Source organism: Brevibacillus sp. NRRL NRS-603 (genome assembly GCF_003013445.1).
In the GTDB taxonomy this organism is placed as follows: Bacteria; Bacillota; Bacilli; order Brevibacillales; family Brevibacillaceae; genus Brevibacillus; species Brevibacillus formosus.
On sequence record NZ_PXZN01000012.1, the window covers coordinates 338,041 to 361,269 of the forward strand.

Annotated in this window: 1 protein-coding gene; it reads left to right on the forward strand. The window is 49.4% G+C overall.

Annotation, left to right across the window (positions count from 1 at the left end; translation table 11 throughout):
* Window positions 1–23,214: a linear gramicidin non-ribosomal peptide synthetase LgrC gene (lgrC, locus tag C7R94_RS30805; RefSeq protein ID WP_106780150.1), complete on the forward strand. Its 23,214-nt coding sequence runs from the start codon at window positions 1–3 to the stop codon at window positions 23,212–23,214.
* The last annotated feature ends 15 nt before the right edge of the window (window positions 23,215–23,229 follow it).

A 23,229-nucleotide genomic window follows, 5' to 3' on the forward strand; every position in this document is an offset into this window, starting at 1 on the left:
ATGGGGGATTTTACTGATCTATACACCTTATCCCCGCTGCAAGAAGGGATGTTGTTCCATTCGCTGTACTCTGAGGGTTCAGCCTATATGGTACAGAACATTGCCATTCTTACAGGCGAGCTTGACATCGTCAACTTTGAAAAAGCCTGGAACAAAGTGGTTCAAAGACATTCCATTTTGCGTACTGGATTCCTTTGGGAAGAAGTGGAGAAGCCACTTCAGGTGGTCTTCGAAAGTGTTCCTTTTTCCATACACCAGGAAGACTGGTCACATCACACCGATGAAGAGCAAAAAACCATGCTGACATCGTTCTTGCAAAAAGAAAAAGAGGTGGGCTTCGACTTGAGCGAAGCCCCACTCATGCGGGTGACGGTCATCAAAAAGGCCAAAGATGTGCACCAGTTCATCTGGACCTTTCACCATTTGCTCTTGGATGGATGGAGCAGCCCCATTCTTTTTCAGGAAGTCCTCGATTTCTATGAGGCGTACTGCCAAGGCAAGGACTTGAGACTTCCACAGCCAAAGCCATTCAAGGATTATATCTCCTGGCTTCGCCGTCAGGACAAGACGGAGTCTGAAAAGTTCTGGCGCGAGTTCCTAGCGTCCGTTGAGAGTCCCACACCTCTTCCTTTTGAATCTTATCCCTTGAGAGATTCAGAACAGGAAAAAGGGATTCATGAATTGACTCGTGCCTTGACTGATGAAGTCTCGAGAGCTCTCCTAAAATTAGCTCGAACGTATAAGGTTACGATCAACACCATCGTACAAGGGGCATGGGCCATTCTCCTCAGCCGTTTGAGCGGGGAAGAAAGCGTGGTATACGGCGTAACCGGTTCCGGGCGCCCGAGCGATCTGCCAGGTGTAGAGCAGATGGTTGGAATGTTTATCAACACGTTGCCGATGAAAACGAAAGTCGAGCCTGAGCAAACGTTGGATCAGTGGTTCAAAGAGTTACAGGATCAGCAATCTAGAGTCCGACAATATGAATACTCGCCATTAGTGGATATCCAGGGCTGGACGGATGTACCACGTGGACTACCACTGTTTGAAAGTATTTTCGTGTTTGAGAACTATCCGCTGGGAGAAGGGGAAGAGAGGGAATTCGGTTTTTCCATCTCTCATGTGCAGCACTTCCAAGAAGTAGATAATCCACTCACGATTGTCGGGATTCCGGGGGAACAGCTTCGCATCAAAATGATTTACAGGACAGACCGCTTTGAGCAAGCGGCAATTGAACGGACACTTGATCAAATGGCATCCATTCTAATGGCCATCGTGGAGAATCCGAAGCAACGCCTGTCCTCTATTTCTTTTCTCAGTCAAGAAGAAAGACAGCATCTACTTGTCGGGCTAAACGATACCGCGAGCGACTACCCTCGGGATAAAACCGTTCCACAACTGTTTGCCGAAACAGCGGCCCAATACCCAGATCGTATCGCCGTCGTTGCGGGGGAAGAACAGGTGACATACGCCGAGCTGGAGGCAAAAGCCAATCAGCTTGCCAACTACTTGCAAAAGCAGGGAGTAGAAACAGGCACTTTTGTCGGACTATCCGTAGAGCGCTCATCAGATATGCTCGTTGGTATGCTGGGGATTCTCAAAGCAGGTGGAGCGTATGTGCCACTCGATCCGGCGTATCCCCAAGAACGTCTGGCTTTCATGCTGGCAGATGCTAAGATTTCGATTTTATTGACACAGGAGCATTTGTCTGACAGGTGGCAAGGACAAGAGCTTACCATTCTCAATCTCGATCTTGCTGAGGAAAAGTGGACAGAAGAAAGCACAGTTGCTCCTCAAGTAGATATAAGCGCGGACAGTCTCGCCTACGTCATTTACACATCAGGTTCTACAGGTACACCAAAAGGGGTGCTGGTCGTCCATCGCGGGATTGTTCGCCTGATCAAAAACACGAACTACGTGACCATTACGGAAGAGGACGTGTTCCTGCAAGCCTCTACCGTATCGTTTGATGCTGCTACCTTTGAAATTTGGGGTGCGTTGCTAAACGGAGCGAAGCTAGTGTTGATGCCGCCACATCAGCCTTCACTCGATGAACTGGGAGAGACGATTCAGAATCAAAAGGTAACGACACTATGGCTGACGGCTGGTCTGTTCACGGTCATGGTTGACCACAAGGTGGAGTACTTGTGCGGCGTGCGCCAACTACTTGTCGGTGGGGATGTCGTCTCCGCATCTCATGTACGCAGGGTGCTTTCGCTTGGCGGTATCACGGTGATAAACGGCTATGGTCCGACGGAAAACACGACGTTTACTTGCTGCAATCCCGTCACGGAGCTTCCGGAAGGCGTCAACTCCTTCCCGATCGGCAGACCGATCAGCAATACCACCGTATACGTATTGGACAAACATCAACAACCTGTCCCTATGGGTGCAGCAGGCGAATTATATATAGGCGGAGATGGCCTCGCTCTAGGTTATTTGAACAATCCAGAGTTAACCGCAGAGCGTTTTGTGGAGAATCCGTTTGATCCCCAAGAAGGTTCTCGCCTGTACCGTACTGGTGACTTGGTTCGTTATTTGCCTGATGGCACGATTGCGTTTATCGGGCGTATCGACAATCAGGTAAAAATCCGAGGCTTCCGCATCGAATTAGGTGAGGTGGAAGCAGCACTCAGCTTGCATCCGTCTGTGAACGAAGTTGTGGTCATGGTCCGTGAGATTAATCCGGGCGAGAAGCATATAACGGCGTATCTTACTGTTTCAGGAGAGAACACGCTCGAAACTTCTGATATGCGTGCATGGACAAAAACGAAGCTGCCAGAATTCATGAGGCCATCATTTTATATTTTCCTTGATGCGATGCCTTTGACGGCAAATGGTAAAATCGACCGCAAACAATTGCCGGAGCCGGAATGGACAAATCCTGCTTCCGATAAAGGCTACATGGAGCCGCGCAATCAGGTAGAAGAGCTGATTGCTAACATATGGTCGCAGGTGCTCGGAGTCGAAAAAGTGGGGATTCACGATAACTTTTTCGAGCTTGGCGGACATTCCCTTTTGGCGACACGAGTCATTTCACGCCTGAGAGAGGCGTTTGGAATAGAGCAGACGGTGCGCTCCATTTTTGAACATCCGACCATTGCAGCATGGAGTGAACAAGGAGCAGCACTTCATTTGGGAGAGAAAGAAGCGATTGGTGGATCGATCCAGCCTGTATCGAGACAGCGCAATCTGCCATTATCTTTTGCCCAACAGCGATTGTGGTTCTTTGATCAATTCATGCCAGAAAGTCCGATGTACAACATCCCATCTGCTCTTCGCTTGCAAGGCGAACTCGACATAGTGGCATGGGAGAATAGTTTACAAGCGATCATTTTGCGTCACGAAAGCTTGCGTACCACGTTCCACGAAATAGATGGACAATCCATGCAAGTGATTCATCCGCATCTCGACTGGAAAATGGACATTCTGGACTTGCGCGACCTATCAGCTGAAATGAAAGAACAAAAGATAGAGCAATTGGCTGAAGCCGAAGCTGCCAGAGCATTTTCCCTCAGACAAGGACCGCTGATACGCGCGACGATGATCCAAACAGATGATCAATCATATGTCTTCTTGATCAACATGCACCACATCATCTCAGATGGTTGGTCGATGGGCATCTTCTATCGCGAGTTGCTTGCCAACTATGAAGCGTTCAGTAAACAAGAAACACCAGAGTTAGCAGACCTGCCGATTCAATATGCGGATTTTGCCACATGGCAGCGCGAGTGGCTGGACGGCGAAATCTTGGAGCAGCAGGTTGCTTATTGGAAAGAAAAACTGAGTGGAGCAGAACCGCTTCTAGCACTGCCGACAGACCGATCGCGCCCTGCGGTGCAATCCTATAAAGGAGCCATTTACACCAAGACCTTTTCTGCGGACTTGCTCGCCAAATTGAAAGTCCTTAGCCAGGAGTCCAATTCTACCTTGTTTATGACGTTACTGGCTGCATTCCAAACCCTTCTATACCGCTATAGTGGTCAAGAAGATATCGTTGTGGGAAGTCCGGTAGCTGGGCGCAATCGGCAAGAAACCGAGAATTTGATTGGATTCTTCGTCAACACTTTGGCGCTCCGAACGAACGTAACAGGAGATGTCACATTTACAGAATTACTGGCACGCGTTCGCGAAACAGCGCTGGAGGCCTATGCACATCAAGATTTACCTTTTGAAAAATTGGTCGATGAGCTACAGCTGGAGCGTAGCCTCAGCTACTCGCAATTGTTCCAGGTCATGTTTGTCCTGCAGAACTTCCCGCTGGAGGAAGCAACAACGTCCGGCATTCAGCTCACACCTTTGAATTCTGAGCGACATTTGACGACGGCCAAGTTTGACCTCACTTTGACAATGAGAGAGCAGGCAGATGGACTTGTGGCTTCCTTTGAATACAGCACAGATTTGTTCGACAGATCGACGATCGAGCGAATGACTGGACATTTGCAAAATCTGCTTGAGGCTATCATCGCCCAACCAGAGCAGTCGATTGAAAAACTGGATCTTCTAAGGGAGAGCGAACGAAATAAACAGGTAATAGAGCTTAACAACACAGCTAGCGACTACCCTCGGGACAAAACCGTTCCACAACTGTTTGCTGAAACAGCGGCCCAATACCCAGATCGTATCGCCGTCGTTGCGGGGGAAGAACAGTTGACCTACGCCGAGCTGGAGGCAAAAGCCAATCAGCTTGCCAACTACTTGCAAAAGCAAGGAGTAGAAACAGGTACTTTTGTCGGACTATCCGTAGAACGCTCGTCAGATATGCTCGTTGGTATGCTGGGAATTCTCAAAGCAGGTGGAGCGTATGTGCCACTCGATCCGGCGTATCCCCAAGAACGTCTGGCTTTCATGCTGGCAGATGCTAAGATTTCGATTTTATTAACACAGGAGCATTTGTCTGACAGGTGGCAAGGACAAAAGCTTTCCATTCTCAATCTCGATCTTGCTGAGGAAAAGTGGACAGAAGAAAGCACAGTTGCTCCTCAAGTAGATATGAGCGCGGACAGTCTCGCCTACGTCATTTACACATCAGGTTCAACAGGTACACCAAAAGGAGTGCTGGTCGTTCATCGCGGGATTGTTCGCCTGATCAAAAACACGAACTACGTGACCATTACGGAAGAGGACGTGTACCTGCAAGCCTCTACCGTATCGTTTGATGCTGCTACCTTTGAGATTTGGGGGGCGTTGCTAAACGGAGCGAAGCTGGTGTTGATGCCTCCACATCAGCCTTCACTCGATGAACTGGGAGAGACAATTCAGAATCACAAGGTGACGACACTTTGGCTGACGGCTGGTCTGTTCACGGTCATGGTTGACCACAAGGTGGAGTACTTGCGTGGCGTGCGCCAACTACTTGTCGGTGGGGATGTTGTCTCTGCATCCCATGTACGCAGGGTGCTTTCGCTTGGCGGTATCACGGTGATAAACGGTTATGGTCCGACGGAAAACACGACGTTTACTTGCTGCAATCCCGTCACGGAGCTTCCGGAAGGCGTCAACTCCTTCCCGATCGGCAGACCGATCAGCAATACCACCGTGTACGTATTGGACAAACATCAACAGCCTGTCCCTCTGGGTGCAGCAGGCGAATTATATATAGGCGGAGATGGTCTCGCTCTAGGTTATTTGAACAATCCAGAGTTAACCGCAGAGCGTTTTGTAGACAATCCGTTTGATCCACAAGAAGATTCTCGCCTGTACCGTACTGGTGACTTGGTTCGTTATTTGCCTGATGGCACGATTGCGTTTATCGGGCGTATCGACAATCAGGTAAAAATCCGCGGCTTCCGCATTGAACTAGGCGAAATCGAGACGGTATTGCAGAGCCACCCGGCTGTAAAAGAAACAGTACTCATGGTAAGAGAGGATACTCCTGGGGACAAGCGCCTAGCCGCCTACCTCGTTTTTGCAGAAGAAAAAGAGGTTACTCATATCGAGATGCGATCTTATCTCAAGGATAAGCTGCCTGAGTACATGATCCCTTCCGCCTTTATGATGTTGGACAGCTTCCCGCTGACACCAAACGGAAAAGTGGATCGCCGGGCACTACCAATCCCTGACTATTCTCGAAATGAGGCGGATAGCGGTTATATAGCACCTGCAACAGAAATGGAAATAAAATTGGCGGAAATCTGGAAAAGTGTGCTGGGTGTTGCAAACATCGGCATCTACGACAACTTTTTCGAATTGGGCGGCGACTCCATTCTCAGTATCCAGATCGTCGCAAGAGCCAATCATTCCGGAATTCGCTTCACACCAAAGCAACTTTTTGAAAATCAAACCATTGCAGAATTGCTGCGGGTTGTTACTGATTTTAGCCAAGCAACAGATACAAAATGGAAAAATGAACAGGGCACTGTTACTGGAAATGTGCCGCTTACTCCTATCCAAAAATGGTTCTTTGACTCCAATCAACCGTCGCTGCACCACTGGAATCAGTCGGTACTTCTGACTGTTCAGCAACCAGTAGACCTTGTTGTACTGGAGCAAACCATCGAGAGCCTATTGGCCCATCATGATGCGTTGCGTATGCGCTTTTCACATCATGACAGCATGTGGACACAAATGATGAATGGTCTGGAAGAGAATGTTCCATTCCGTAGCGTGGACCTTTCTAAACTCCCTAAACAGGAACAGGAGTCCAGGCTGGAGGAAATCTCACAAGAAGTACAAGCGAGCCTAAATATCACGGAAGGTCCCGTCGTACAGGCTGTGTACTTCAACATGGGCGGAGAGCAAGCTGGCCGACTGTTGCTCGTCATTCACCACCTAGTTGTTGACGGTGTCTCGTGGCGTATTTTGCTGGAGGATTTGCAAAATACCTATGATCAAATCGAGGACGGTCAAGACGTACAAATGCCAGCAAAGACGACCTCGTTCAAGATGTGGGCTGAGCAATTAGTCGCGTATGCCAATTCAGACGCCATCCAGCAAGAAAAAGAGTACTGGCTCAAACAAGATCATGAGGCAAGCCCGCTCCCGATTGATCACTTATATGAACCGAGTCAGAACAAGGAAGCGACAACCAAACAAGTAACGTTCTCTTTAGATGCAGGAGAAACCCGTGCCCTGTTGCAGGAAACACTTTCTCCTTACCGGTTGAAAATAAACGATGTATTACTCGCTGCCTTAACGAAAGCGATGCACCGTTGGACAGGGGAGCAGACGTTATCTTTCCATCTCGAGGGGCATGGACGAGAGGATATTTTGGAAGGAGCAGATTTATCCCGCACGGTTGGCTGGTTCACGAGCATGTATCCTGTACAGCTTACGCTTGACCAGACCAAACCGTGGAGTGAACTGCTGAAAGCGGTCAAAGAGGAGCTTCGAGCCATTCCGCAAAATGGAGTTGGCTATGGTATCCTGCACTACTTGAGTCAGGATGACGAGCTGAAAGAGCAGTTGAAGTCACGAATGAAGCCAGAGATCAGCTTCAACTACCTCGGCCAGTTTGATCAGGTAGTTTCATCTCACTCTAAGTTTGGCATGGCTTCGGAATCGAGAGGCTCGAATCTTGCACCTGATTCCATTCGCACGCATTTAATCGATGTAAACAGCGTCATTTCCGGAGAACAACTGCATGTCACTTGGTTTTACAACGAAAACATCCACGAGAAAAGTACGGTGGAAGCAGTTGCTTGTGATTATATGGACGCCTTGCGTGAGATTATGGCACATTGCCGCTCCGAAGAAGCCGGGGGCTATACTCCTTCTGACTTCCCGTTATCTCGTCTGGATCAGCGCGCAATCGACACATATGTGGGTAGAGATCACTCCATCGAGAACATCTATCCACTGACGCCGTTGCAGGAAGGCATGCTTTTCCATTCCCTGTACGAACAAGAGGGCGGAGACTATGTGGTTCAATTCTCCATGACGATCCATCATTTGCAAGTCGATGCACTCCAACAAGCTTGGCAAAAAGTCATCGATCGTCATTCTATTCTGCGTACCTCCTTTATCTGGGATGGAGTAGTCAATCCGCATCAAATTGTGCGCAAGCACGTACGGGTGACAGTTGATGAAAGAGATCTGCGACATTTACCGACTGATAGGCAGAAGGGAGCTTTAGACGCATTTTTGGAAGAGGATCGCAAGCGGAACTTCTCAATTACAGAACCACCTCTCATGCGTTTGACTTTGTTCAGAATTAGCAACGAAGCGTATCGCTTTATCTGGAGCTTCCACCACGTTTTACTGGATGGCTGGAGCTTGCCGCTTGTCCTGAAAGACTGGTTTTCCGCCTATCAAGCGCTGGCAGAGGGAAGAGACATTCAGCTTGGGGCTGTACAGCCTTTTTCCCAGTATGTTGCGTGGATCCAGCGACAAGACTTGGAAGCTGCGGAACGCTTCTGGCGCAACCATTTGAAAGGGATATACGGGCCGACACCAATTAATTTCGGACAAGCTCTCCAATTCATTGGAGAACCAAAAACCTATGACGAGCGCTTTATCCGATTCTCGGCCGAGTTTACAGAACATCTGCAATCCTTTGCCCGTCAGCATCAGGTAACGCTGAACACCTTCATACAAAGTGCGTGGGGCATGATCCTCGGAGCCTACAGTGGTGAAGCAGATGTCGTATTCGGGGCAACTGGTTCAGGACGTCCAGCCGATTTGCATGGCGTAGAAAATATGGTTGGTCTGTTCATCAATACGCTTCCGGTTCGAATCACGCTAGATCCAACTAAAACCGTTCGGGTATGGCTGCGTGAATTGCAAGAAATGCAATTGGAGATTCGCCAATATGAGTACACGCCGCTGGTTGACATTCAGAGTTGGAGCGAATTCGAGCGTAATACCTCTTTGTTCGAAAGTATTTTTATCTTTGAGAACTACCCGATTGACGAATCTGTAAAAGAAGTGGACAACAGTATTCAGATTTCTGATGTAGACTCTGCGGAGCAAACGAACTATCCACTTACCGTAGTATGTGGCCCTGGCAAAGAATTTGTTCTCAAAATCGTTTTTGATCAAAACCGATTCGATCCTATACGTATCGAACGTGTCCTAGAGCAAATGACTCTTCTGCTCCAATCGATGACAGCCAATCCGGATCAACCTCTGGCTGATGTGTGCATGATCAGCGAAAGCGAACAAGAGCAGGTTTTGGTCGAGTGGAACGAAACAAAGGTGGATTATCCGACGGGGCTTTGCATTCATCAAGCATTTGAACACCAAGTGAAAAAGACGCCAGATGCGATCGGACTCATGTACAAAGAGATGGAGATAACGTATGCCGATCTGAACCAGCGAGCGAACCAATTGGCGCATCATCTCCTTGCCCAAGGCGTGAAACCAGATACACTTGTCGGGATTTGCATTGAGCGTTCTCCTGAGATGATCATCGGGATTCTCGGTGTGATGAAAGCAGGTGCCGCCTATGTACCAATCGACCCGGCACATCCGCTAGAGCGTATTGCCTACATGATCGAGGATTCGCAGGCAAACATTGTGTTGACCCAGCAATCTTTGGCAGCTCAATTGCTTACAACGAAGGCACAGGTCATTTGCCTTGATAGTAATGCGCTGGAGAATGAACCGGTTCACGATGTGATGGGCGGGGTTACAGAACAAAATCTTGCCTATGTCATTTACACATCTGGTTCCACTGGCTTGCCCAAGGGCGTAATGGTTGAACACCATAGTGCGATGAATATGGCGAATTACCTGATCGAGTTATTCCAAGTCCAGCCGTCTAGCCGCGTCTTGCAGTTATGTTCGTTCAGCTTCGACGTTTCTGTCGCAGAGATCGTCATGGCTTTGATTTCGGGTGCGACCTTAGTCATTGAGGATCGGGAAATGCTCATGCCAGGCCCTGAACTCATCACTGTCTTGCAGGAAAAACAAATCACAACGGTGATGACGGTGCCCGCTGTACTTGCGGCATTACCTGACGCCGATCTACCTGATCTGAAAACATTAGTGATCGGTGGCGAAGCACCAAGCTATGATCTCATCGCTCGCTATGCAAATCACCGTCAGTTTTTCAATTGCTACGGACCAACGGAGGCAACCGTTTGCACCACGCTGATGCTTATGGATACGAATTTGACGAACACACCAATTGGCCGCCCAATTGCCAATGCGACCATCTACGTATTAGATGCCAATCTCAAGCCTGTCCCTATAGGCGTACCGGGTGAGCTGTACATTGGTGGAAAAGGCTTGGCACGCGGTTACTGGAATCGTCCAGAGCTTACAGCGGAACGCTTTATCACTCATCCGTTTGGAGCGGAAGGCGAACGTCTTTACCGCACAGGCGATCAGGTGCGCTACCTGCAAGACGGTAATCTCGAATTCCTCGGACGTATCGATAATCAGGTGAAAATTCGCGGCTTCCGCATCGAATTAGGCGAAATCGAAAACGCATTGAGAAAGCATTCTGCGATTCGGGAAGCTGTCATTACCGTACGCGACAATCGTCTGGCTGCTTATCTGATTGCGATGGGTGAAGAGAAGCCAGCTACAGAGGAGCTCGCTCTCTATCTGAAAGAGATATTGCCAGATTACATGATCCCAGCAGGCATCGTCTGGATGGAGGCGATTCCGCTTACGGTCAACGGAAAAGTAGACCACCGGGCACTGCCTACACCGGATTGGGGACTTTTGACCACACAACAGGAGTATGTCGCACCACGCACACCAACTGAAGAAATAGTGGCGAACATTTGGACACAGGTTCTTTCCGTTGAGCAAGTCGGGATTCACGACGATTTCTTTGAACGAGGAGGACATTCTCTCCTAGCTACCCAAGCGATTTCCCGTATGCGTCAAGCTTTTGGCATAGACATGCCGCTTCGTACGCTGTTTGATTATCCGACAACGGCAGCGATCAGCGAAAAAATTACGGCGTTGTTACAAGGGGAAGCCGGTCTCACTGACATCCCGCTCGTGCCCGTGTCGCGTGACGAACACTTGCCGCTCTCATTTGCACAGCAACGTTTGTGGTTCTTGGACAAGCTGCTGCCAGACAGCTCCGTCTACAATATCCCAACTGCTGTTCGTCTGATGGGTGAGCTAGACGTCGAGGCGTGGGAACACAGTCTAAAGCTGATCATCCAACGTCATGAGAGCTTGCGCACAACTTTCTCCGATATCAATGGAGAAGCCGTTCAAGTCATTCACCCGAAGATCGAGTGGAATCTGGAACGAATCGACTTACGAGACTGGAACGAAGAGGAGCAAGAAACGGAAGCATTGCGTCTCGCTATAGAAGATGCAGAACAACCGTTTCATCTGAATCAAGGGCCGTTGTTACGCGCAAAACTGATTTGCATGGATGAACAAGCGCACGTATTTTTGCTCAATTTACACCACATTATTGCGGATGGCTGGTCCATGAGTGTATTCATGGGTGAGTTAGTCTCCATCTACGAAGCGTTATCTGCTGGGGAAACACCGCAGCTTGCCGAAATGCCTCTGCAATACGCAGACTATGCCACATGGCAACGCAATTGGCTACAAGGTGAGGTATTGGAGCAACAATTGGCGTACTGGAAAAAACAATTAGGCGATGCAGAACCACTTCTGAGATTGCCGACAGACCGTCCACGCCCTGCCGTTCAGAGCCATAATGGGGCGATGCATACGATTAGGCTCCCAGAAAAACTGCTTGCCGATCTAAAAACGCTCAGTCGTGAAGAGGGATCAACCTTATTCATGACCTTGCTAGCTGCCTTTCAGACCCTGCTCTATCGCTACAGTAGTCAAAAAGACATCCTCGTCGGAAGTCCGGTCGCAGGACGAAATAGACAGGAAATGGAGTCACTTATCGGTTTCTTCATTAACACCTTGGTAATGCGTACGGACATGTCTGGGGAACCAACCTTCCGAGACTTGCTAGCAAAAGTGCGAGAGACCGCCTTGGAAGCGTACGCGCATCAAGACCTGCCGTTTGAAAAACTGGTAGATGAGCTGGAGCTGGAACGAAGCCTGAGCTACTCACCGTTGTTCCAAGTGATGTTCGTACTGCAAAACATCCCGATGGACGTACAAGAATTGTCCCAGATTCGCATCGAGCCTTTCCACAGAGGTCAGGAAGGCGTAAGCGCCAAGTTTGACATCACCTTGACCACCGTAGAAGCACCTGATGGACTTATCGCAACATTCGAATACAACACCGATCTTTTTGATCCAGCAACGATCGAGCGCATGGGGAACCATTTCTCCAACCTGCTAGAGGCGATTTCAGTCAATCCGATGCAGCCGGTCACAGCCATACCTCTCCTGAGCGATACGGAAAAGGAGCAGCTTCTCCATCAGTGGAATGATACAAATGTACCTTTTGAACGCGAAACATGCGTGCATGAAAGGGTTGCACAGATTGCACAAGATCTGCCAGACCAATTAGCAGTTGTTTCCGAAGAAGGGCAGATCACCTATGCAGAACTGGACGCCAAAGCAAATCAGGTAGCGAACTACCTGCAAAAACAGGGAGTATCCTCCGAAACACTTGTCGGCATTTGCGTAGAACGTTCCATCGATATGCTCATCGGTCAACTGGGAATACTCAAAGCTGGCGGTGCTTATGTCCCTATGGACACAGCGTATCCGCAAGAACGTCTTGCTTTCATGATGAAAGATGCCAACATGCCAGTCGTATTAACCCAAGAACGACTGTTAGAGCGATTGCCGGAAGGAACGGCATCATTCATCTGCTTGGATCGTGATTGGACAATCATTTCAGAAGAGAGCAGCGAGACACCGAACATGGCAATGACAACAGAGAATCTGGCGTATGTCATCTATACGTCTGGCTCTACTGGAACGCCAAAAGGGGTAGAGATCGAGCACGCCGCCTTGCTAAATCTCATTTTCTGGCACCAACGGTCGTACAGTGTAGATTCAAATGATCGAGCTTCACAAATCGCAGGGACAGCCTTTGATGCATCTGTCTGGGAAATCTGGCCGTACCTGACAAAGGGAGCAACGCTTTATCTCCCATCTGAAGAAATTCGTCTGGTACCAGAGGAGCTCAGAGATTGGCTCGTTGCATCGGGTATCACGATTAGCTTTTTGCCAACGCCATTGGCGGAAAGGCTGCTTACCTTGGAATGGCCTACCGACACGCGGCTGCGCTATATGCTCACAGGGGGCGACAAGCTACACGATTACCCACCAGCAACCATGCCGTTTACTCTTGTGAACCAATACGGACCAACCGAAAACGCGGTTGTCGCCACAGCAGGTGTCGTTCCGACAGTAGCTACTCATGTTTTCGCACCATCAATCGGACGTCCAATAGACAATGTGCAGGTATACGTCCTTGATGAAAAGCGAAAACCTGTGCCGATTGGTGTAGCTGGAGAGCTCTATATCGCAGGAGACAGCTTGGCACGGGGCTATCTGAAGCGCCCTGATCTTACCAAAGAGCGGTTTGTAGCCAATCCATATTCACAAAAACCGGGAGCGCGCATGTACCGAACTGGTGACCTCGTTCGTTACCTGCCAGATGGAAACATCGATTTCATTGGCCGCGCTGACGATCAGGTGAGCATTCGAGGATTCCGGGTCGAACTGGGTGAAATTGAAACGGCTCTGTACACTCATCCGGCGGTAAAAGAAACCATCGTCCTCGTACGTGAGGATATTCCGGGCGTTAAACGACTCGCTGCCTACGTCGTCCTTGGAGAAAAACAAGAGATTCAAGCAAGTGACTTCCGTAGCTATCTGAAGGAAAAGCTGCCTGAGTACATGGTGCCAGCTGCATTCGTCATCATGGATAACCTGCCGCTGACTCCAAACGGTAAGGTAGACCGACAAGCATTACCTGTACCTGATTTATTACGCAATGAAACAGAAGGCAGTTTTGCTACTCCGACAACTGCTATTGAGGCGACGCTTGCAGATATTTGGAAAAAAGTCCTAGGTATTGACAACGTTGGTATTTATGACAACTTTTTCGAGATGGGTGGAGACTCCATCTTGAGTATCCAAATTGTTTCTCGAGCTAATCAGGCTGGAATTCGTTTAACACCGAAACAGCTCTTGAGAAATCAAACCATCGCGGAACTGGCAAGTGTCGTGACAGAGACTTGCGACATACAAGTAGTAAAAATCCAAGCAGAACAAGGCATCTTGACGGGAGAGGTGCCGCTCACGCCAATTCAATCGTGGTTCTTCACGACTGAACAACCGTCGATCCATCATTGGAACCAATCCTTGCTTTTGACGGTTAAACAACCCGTTGACCTGACTATTCTAGAGAATGTCATCGAGAATCTGCTCACGCATCACGACGCGTTACGTATGCGTTATGACCATACGGAGCGAGGCTGGACCCAACATATGGAGGGACGTCCTGAGACTATTCCATTCCGCAGTGTGGACCTGTCCGCTGTCCCAGAAGAAGAACAAGCCGATCGACTTGAGCAAATCGCAAACGAGGTGCAATCCAGTCTACATGTAAGTGAGGGACCCGTTTTCCAAGCCGTTTACTTCCATCTTGGAGCAGACCAACCTGGTCGTCTGCTGATTGTTGCCCACCATTTGGTGATAGACGGTGTGTCCTGGCGCATTTTGCTAGAGGATCTGCAAACTGCTTACGAGCAACTGGTAAACGATCAACCGGTACAATTCCCAGCGAAAACGACTTCATTCAAAACATGGGCAGAGCAATTGCAATCCTATGCGAATTCCGAAGCGATCGAGCCGGAAAAAGCGTTCTGGCTGGGTCAAAGTGATGAAGTGAGTCCACTTCCCATTGACCGTGCCTTCGAGCCAAGCCAAAACACAGATGCAACCTCCAAGCAAGTCAGTCTTGCGCTTACTATTGAAGAAACTCGCGCGTTGTTGCAGGATACGCTGTCGCCTTACCGATTGCAAATCAATGATGTATTGCTTACCGCTTTCACCAAAGCAATGAATCGTTGGACAGGTGAAAAAATAGTAGCCGTTCATCTGGAAGGGCACGGACGCGAGGAAATTATTGAAGGAGCAGACTTATCCCGTACGGTTGGCTGGTTTACGAGCATGTACCCGGTACAGCTCTCGATTGACCCGTCGAAGCCGTGGAATGACGCTTTGAAAGCGGTCAAGGAACAGCTTCATAGCATTCCTAAGAAAGGTGTCGGCTACGGCATCCTCCAATACCTCAGTCAGGATGAGGAATTGAAAAAACGCCTGAGAGAAAAGCCGAAGCCAGAAATCAGCTTCAACTACCTTGGACAGTTTGATCAGATCGTTCAAGCCGAATCGAGATTTGGTATGGCGCAAGAATCAAGAGGCTCCAATCTGGGGAAAGACACAATACGCCAGCATCTGATTGATGTAAACAGTGTCATTACCGGAGAACAACTCCATGTCACATGGATATATAGCGAAAACATTCACGAGGAAAGCACGATTCAAGAGCTTGCTTGCAACTATCTGGAAGCTTTGCGCGAGATCATTGCACACTGCCAGTCCGAAGAAGCAGGGGGCTATACCCCATCTGACTTCCCACTAGCGCGAATGGATCAACGGGCTATCGACAAGCATCTGGGACAGGATCGTCTGATCGAGAATGTCTATCCACTCAGTCCATTGCAAGGTGGCATGCTGTTCCACTCCCTGTACGAGCAGGAGGGAGGAGACTATATTGTTCACTTTGCCATGACGTTGGAGGGCTTGCGCGTCGATGCGTTTGAACAGGCGTGGCAAAAGGTAGTGGATCGCCATCCGATTCTACGTACCTACTTTGTTTGGGAAGGTTCAGAGGCTCACCAGATTGTACGCAAACAAGTAAAAGCATCTGTAGAAAAAATCGATCTTCGTCATTTGACGTCGGAACAGCAAAAGACGGAACTGGCTCACTATCTAGAAGCTGACCGCAGACGGAATTTCGAGATTGCTTCTCCACCACTCGTGCGCTGGACCTTGTTCCACCTACGTGAGGGAGTTTATCGCTTCACGTGGAGCTTCCATCATGTATTGCTAGATGGTTGGAGCGTCCCGATTGTACTAAAAGACTTGTTTAGTGCTTATGTGGCCATAGCAGAAGATCGAGAGGTTTCGTACAGCTTTGTCCAACCATTCTCTGCGTACATCGATTGGGTACAGCGCCAAGACTTGCGTGCTGCCGAACATTTTTGGCGCGAACAGCTAAAAGGCTTCCACGAGTCGACACCTTTGGCGATGAGTAACCAATCAGGCGGCCGGGAAAATATGCCGAAAGTGTATGAAGAGAAAGAAATTCGCTTATCGGCGGAAATGACTTCACGTTTGCAAGCCTTTGTCCGTACACATCAGTTGACGTTGAATACGCTTGTCCAAGGAGCATGGGCTCTCATCCTGAGCCGATACGGCGCAACGGATGATGTCGTCTTCGGTGCAACAGTTTCCGGTCGTCCGGCTGATCTGCCTACCGTAGAAGGAATGGTAGGTCTCTTCATCAACACCCTGCCGGTTCGTGTTTGGATAGATGCGAACAAATCGGTGCGGGAATGGCTTCGCGAGATTCAAGAACATCAAGTGGAGCTTCGCCAGTTTGAGTACACGCCGTTGGTTGATATCCAAGGCTGGAGTGAAATGGCGCGTAATGCTGCCCTGTTCGAGAGCATCTTCATTTTTGAGAACTACCCGATTGGTGAATCGGTAAAAGATGAACATTATGAATTGCAATTATCTGACGTGGAGACGATGGAACAAACGAATTATCCAATCACCGTCGTCTGCGGTCCGGGTAAAGAGTTCATCCTTAAGATCAAATACGACCAGAGCCGATTCTCGTCCGAAAATATCGAACGTGTACTGCACCAGATGTCTTACTTGCTCGAATCCATGATGGCAAAACCTGAACAGTGCCTCGCAGAGGTGTCGATGATCAGTGAAAGCGAGCTCCATCAGGTTTTAGTCGAATGGAATGACACGAGCATGGATTATCCGACCCAGCTTTGCATACATCAGGCATTTGAGAAACAAGTGGAAAAGACACCTGATGCGATTGCACTCGTCTACAAGAAGACGGAGTTGACCTATGCCGAGCTAAACAAACGTGCAAACCAGCTGGCACACAGGCTGATTGCATTGGGTGTGCAACCGGATAAGCTAGTTGGCATTTGCGTCGAGCGCTCTTTCGAGATGATCATCGCTTTCCTCGGTGTGATGAAAGCAGGGGCAGCTTATGTGCCGATTGATCCGGCGCATCCGCAAGATCGCATTGCCTACATGATCGAAGATTCGCAAGCGGACATTTTGCTGACGCAAGTATCGCTGAAAGACATGCTACCAGTTCCTGCTAAACAGGTCATTTGCCTCGATAGCGATGAACTGGCAGATGAACCAACCACAAACGTGGATAGTAGCGTCAATGAGCATAATCTCGCCTACGTCATCTATACTTCTGGATCAACCGGATTGCCAAAAGGGGTCATGGTCGAGCACCACTCCGTTATCAATTTGACACATGCCCTGATCCATTCGTTCCAAATCGATGCGACGAGCCGGGTCTTGCAATTCACATCCTTTAGCTTTGATGTGTCTGTCTCCGAGATCGCTATGACCCTGCTCGCTGGTGCTACGCTTGTCATAGAGGATCGCGAATTGCTTTTACCTGGTCCGGAGTTGATCCAAGTCCTGCAGGAACAACACATCACGATCGTGACAATGGCTGCCTCCGTAGTATCGGCCTTGCCACAAGCGGAATTGCCAGACCTGAAGACCCTGATTGTCGGCGGGGAAGCGTTAAGTCGTGAGCTTGTCGCCCGTCATGCCAAGGATCGCCAGTTCTTTAACTGCTACGGACCAACAGAAACAACTGTCACCGCAACTCTCACACGTTGTGAGAATAACGGCCAAAACCCATCAATCGGCCGACCCATCGCCAATGTGGAAGTGTATGTACTGGATGCATACCGGCAACCTGTCGCAATAGGCGTGCCAGGTGAGCTGTACATCGGCGGAAAAGGAATAGCCAGAGGGTACTGGAATCATCCTGAGCTTACGAAAGAACGCTTTATCAATCATCCGTTCGGCAAGGAAGGAGAACGCCTCTACCGAACTGGCGACCTGGTTCGCTATACGGAAGACGGGCAGCTCGAATTCCTCGGACGAATCGACGACCAAGTCAAAATTCGCGGTTATCGAATCGAGCTGGGCGAAATCGAGAATAGACTCAGACAGCATCCAGCCGTTCAGAATGTGGTCGTTATCGCGCGTGAGGATCGAGAAGGAGACAAGCGTTTGGCAGCTTATCTCGTTGCAGCAAACGAACAACAACCGGGTGATGCTGAGCTTATCCACTACCTGAAAGAGACCCTACCGGAATACATGGTTCCTACAGGTTATGTATGGATGGCAGAGATTCCACTCACGGTCAACGGGAAAGTAAATCGCCGCGCCCTTCCAGCACCGGATTGGGGACAAGGGGAGTCAGAGAAGGAATATGTGGCACCGCGTACACCAACAGAGGAAATCATTGCCCATATTTGGTCGCAGGTTCTTTCGGTTGAGGGAATTGGAATCCACGATGACTTCTTTCAGCTGGGTGGACATTCGCTCTTGGCTACCCAAACCGTTTCCCGCCTGAAAGAAACATTTGGTGTGGAAATACCACTCCGTGCCTTGTTCGAAAATCCTAGCGTGGCACAAATGAGCGAAAAGGTAACCGGTCTACTGGCAGCCCAATCGAAAGTGGCCAGCATTCCACTCGCACCCGTTGCTCGCGACCAGCATCTACCGCTCTCCTTTGCACAGCAACGCTTGTGGTTCTTGGATCGCTTAATGCCGAACAGCGCCCTGTACAACATCCCGTCTGCCATGCGGATGCAAGGACACCTCAACATACATGCATGGGAACGCAGTCTGCAGATGATCATCGAGCGGCACGAGAGCTTGCGAACAACCTTCACTGACATCAACGGGGAAGCGATACAGGTCATTCACCCAGAAATCGCGTGGAGCCTGGGCAAGATTGATTTGCGTGATCTACCAGAAGAAGAGCGTGACACCGAGGTACACCGCCTGGAGAGAGAAGAGGCAACCAAACCATTTGACCTAAGTACAGGACCGTTACTGCGGGCCACGATCATCCAAATCGGCGAAGAGAATTTCGTCTTCCTGCTAAATATGCACCATATCGTATCTGACGGCTGGTCGATGAACATTTTCATACGAGAGCTGGTTGTGATTTATGAAGCGCTTTGCAAGGAAGAAACGCCGCAACTCACCGACATGCCACTCCAATATGCAGACTTTGCAGCTTGGCAGCGTGAATGGCTACAAGGAGAGGCGCTGGAGCAACAGCTTGCATACTGGAAAGCAAAACTGAGTGGCAGCGAGCCGCTTTTGGCCTTACCGACAGATCGTCCTCGTCCGCCTGTACAGACATATAATGGAGCCTTATACACGACGAGTTTCCCGACTGAGCTTGTGGAAAAATTACACGCGCTCAGCCGACAAGAAGGCGCCACGCTCTTTATGACCTTGCTCGCTGCATTCCAAATCCTGCTTCATCGCTACAGCGGTCAAGACGACATTATCGTCGGTAGTCCGGTTGCCGGCCGCAATAGACAAGAAACGGAGTCATTAATTGGCTTCTTCATCAACACGCTGGCGATGAGAACCGATATGTCTGGCGCTCCATCCTTCCGTGAACTGCTTGCAAGAGTGCGCGAGTCAGCACTGGAAGCATATACCCATCAAGACCTGCCCTTTGAAAAGTTGATAGATGAGCTGGAGTTGGAACGTAGTCTAAGTTATTCGCCGCTCTACCAAGTCATGTTCGCTCTGCAAAACTTCGAAATGCAGACTCATGAGCTTGAGGGCATTCGGATTGCTCCGTTTGAAAGCAAGAGCCAAGAAGTGATGTCTAAATACGACATCAGCTTGACGATGGCAGAAATACCAAACGGCCTGATCGCTACGTTTGATTACAATACGGATTTGTTCGACCAAACAACGATGGAGCGAATGGTGAATCATTTCCATCATTTACTGGAGGGAATCGTCGCCCAACCTGATCGATCAATCATGGCGTTCCCATTGCTTCGTCCGGATGAACGTGAACAGCTTATACTCACGTGGAACAACACAGCTGCCAATTACACGTATGAGAAGACAGTACACGAGCTAGTCGCCGAAATGACAGGGAAAATGCCGAACCAACTGGCAGTTGTCTCCAAGGAAGGCTCGCTCACTTACGCAGAGCTGGATTCGAAAGCGAATCAACTGGCGAACTACTTGCAACAACAGGGGGTTACGACAGAGACTCTCGTTGGTATTTGCGTCGAACGCTCCCTCGAGATGCTGATCGGCCAATTAGGGATTCTCAAAGCGGGTGGCGCGTTTGTTCCTATGGACCCATCTTATCCAAAGGAGCGCCTTGCTTTCATGATGGATGACACGAACATGCCGATCGTATTGACCCAAGAACGTTTACTTGAAGCATTGCCAACGGGTGATGCAACGTTTATTTGTCTCGATATCGATTGGGATTTGATTGCCACTGAGAGCACGGAATCACCCGAAATCACGACGACAACAAACAATCTCGCCTATGTCATTTACACCTCTGGTTCTACCGGAACACCAAAAGGTGTGGAAATCGAGCAACGAGCTCTATTGAATCTCATCTATTGGCACCAGCAAGCTTACAACGTTATGCCAGAAGATAAAGCATCACAAATTGCTGGAACGGCCTTTGACGCCGCTGTCTGGGAAATCTGGCCTTATCTGACGGCTGGAGCCACCCTGTATCTGCCACAAGAAGAAATTCGTCTCGTACCGGAAAAACTGCGTGATTGGCTCGTCGACTCAGGTATCACGATCAGCTTCCTGCCAACCCCGTTAGCAGAGAGCTTGATGTCTATTGAATGGCCGTCCGATTCAGATTTGCGCTACATGCTGACAGGCGGTGACAAACTGCATCACTATCCATCGGCTCATCTGCCGTTTACATTGGTAAATCAGTATGGACCAACGGAAAATGCCGTCGTAGCAACAGCAGGCATCGTCCCTGTACAGGCTGGTCAGATCGCTGCACCAACAATCGGACGCCCAATCGACAATGTGCAAGTATACGTTCTTGATGCAAAGCTGCAACCTGTACCGATCGGTGTTGCAGGCGAACTGTACATCGCAGGGAACAGCTTGGGTCGCGGGTATCTAAAACGTCCTGATCTGACACAAGAACGCTTCGTCGAAAATCCGTTCGCGCACATTCGAGGAGCAAAAATGTACCGCACAGGAGACCTTGTCCGCTACCTGGAGGATGGCAACATCGAGTTTATCGGTCGTGCCGACGATCAGGTGAGTATCCGTGGTTTCCGTGTCGAGTTGGGCGAGATTGAAACCGCCCTGTACAATCACCCTTCTGTCAAAGAAACGATCGTTCTTGCCCGCGAAGATATGCCAGGTGTGAAACGACTGGCCGCGTATGTCGTGCTTGAAGAAGGGGGAGAGGACCAAGCTGGCAATTTCGACAGCTACCTCAAAGAAATATTGCCGGAGTACATGGTACCAGCCGCATTCGTCATCATGGATGCTCTGCCACTTACTCCAAATGGCAAAGTAGACCGTCGTGCACTACCTGTACCGGAGTACAAGGTGAGTAATGGAGAATTCGTTGCTCCAGAGACGTTTGTCGAGAGAGTATTGGCCGAAATATGGAAAAAGGTTCTGGGAGTAGAGCAAGTCGGCATTCACGATAACTTCTTCGAACTCGGTGGTGATTCGATTCTAAGCATTCAGATCGTGGCCCGCGCAGCCCAATCTGGAATTCGCTTGTCACCGAAGCTCTTGTTCGAAAATCAGTCGATTGCCGAGCTGACACATGCGATCGGGGAGTCGGTAAACATTTTCGCCGAGCAAGGTATCGTCACAGGGGAAGTGCCACTCCTGCCGATTCAGCGCTGGTTCTTCGAGCAAAAATTGGCAGATCGCAACCACTGGAACCAATCTGTACTTTTAACGGTCAAACCGATCGATCCAGAAATTTTAAGACAAGCTTTCTATCACTTGCTCGGACATCATGACGCGCTCCGCCTTCGCTTCTACCATCAGGATGGAGAATGGAAGCAAATCAACGAGGATTGGACAGATATCATTCCATTTACCGTAGAGGAATTGGGGCATTTGCCGTATGAAGAGCAAGTAAAACGAATCGGGGAAATTTCTGAGGAAGCTCAGGCTAGCTTGCATCTCTCGGAAGGTCCGTTGCTCCGTGCCGTCTACTTCGATTTGGGCAGTGACCAGGAAGGCCGCTTGCTAATCGTCATTCACCACTTGGCAGTTGATGGTGTGTCTTGGCGCATCATCACGGAAGACTTGAATAAGGCCAGCGCCCAACTGCTACAAGGCAAGCAGGTGCAACTGCCGCCAAAGACCAGCTCCTACAAGTACTGGGCTGAAAAATTGACGGAGCACGCTCAATCGGACAGCCTGCGAGAGGAAGCGGATTATTGGTTAAGCAGCCTCGATACAGAAGTAAACGCTCTGCCAAAAGATTATGAGAACGGAAAGAACCGAGAGCTTACTGCCAAGATGGTTTCTGTTGCACTTACGCAGGAAGAAACCAAAGTGCTCTTACAGGAATTGCCTTCGATCTACCAAACTCAGATCAACGACGTTTTGCTAACTGCATTGGCAGAAGCCATCTTCGTCTGGACTGGAAATCAAACCTCCCTCGTCCATTTGGAAGGGCACGGACGTGAAGAGCTCTTTGAAGATGTCGATCTCTCCCGAACCTTAGGGTGGTTCACGAGCATGTATACCATCCTCTTGGATACGAGGGGAACTACCTCACTCAAAGAAGCGCTACAAACGACCAAAGATCAGCTTCGTAGCATTCCGAACAAGGGGATCGGCTATGGAATTCTCCGTTACCTGAACGAGGAAATGACTGATAAGTTCAAGTCTTTGCCAAAAGCAGAGATTAGCTTCAACTACCTCGGTCAGCTTGATCAGGCAGTCGATGATGCAGAATCCTTGTTTGGCTTTGCAAATGAAGCAAGAGGCGACAACTTCAATCGCAACTCAGAACGTCAGCACCTGCTGGATTTCGGCAGCTCTGTCGTTGGGGGACAATTGATTGTAACGATCGCCTTCAGTGAAGAGATTTATCGCAAAGAAACCATCAAAGATTTGGCGGATTACTATGTCAACGCGCTACGACAATTGATCGAGCTAGGTCAGACGGAGACGACCGCATCACAAACAACTAGTGATCTGTCCGAATTCGGTTGGGATGATGAAGAGATTGCCGACTTACTTGATCTCATCCAAGACAAGTAATGAATACCAACTGCA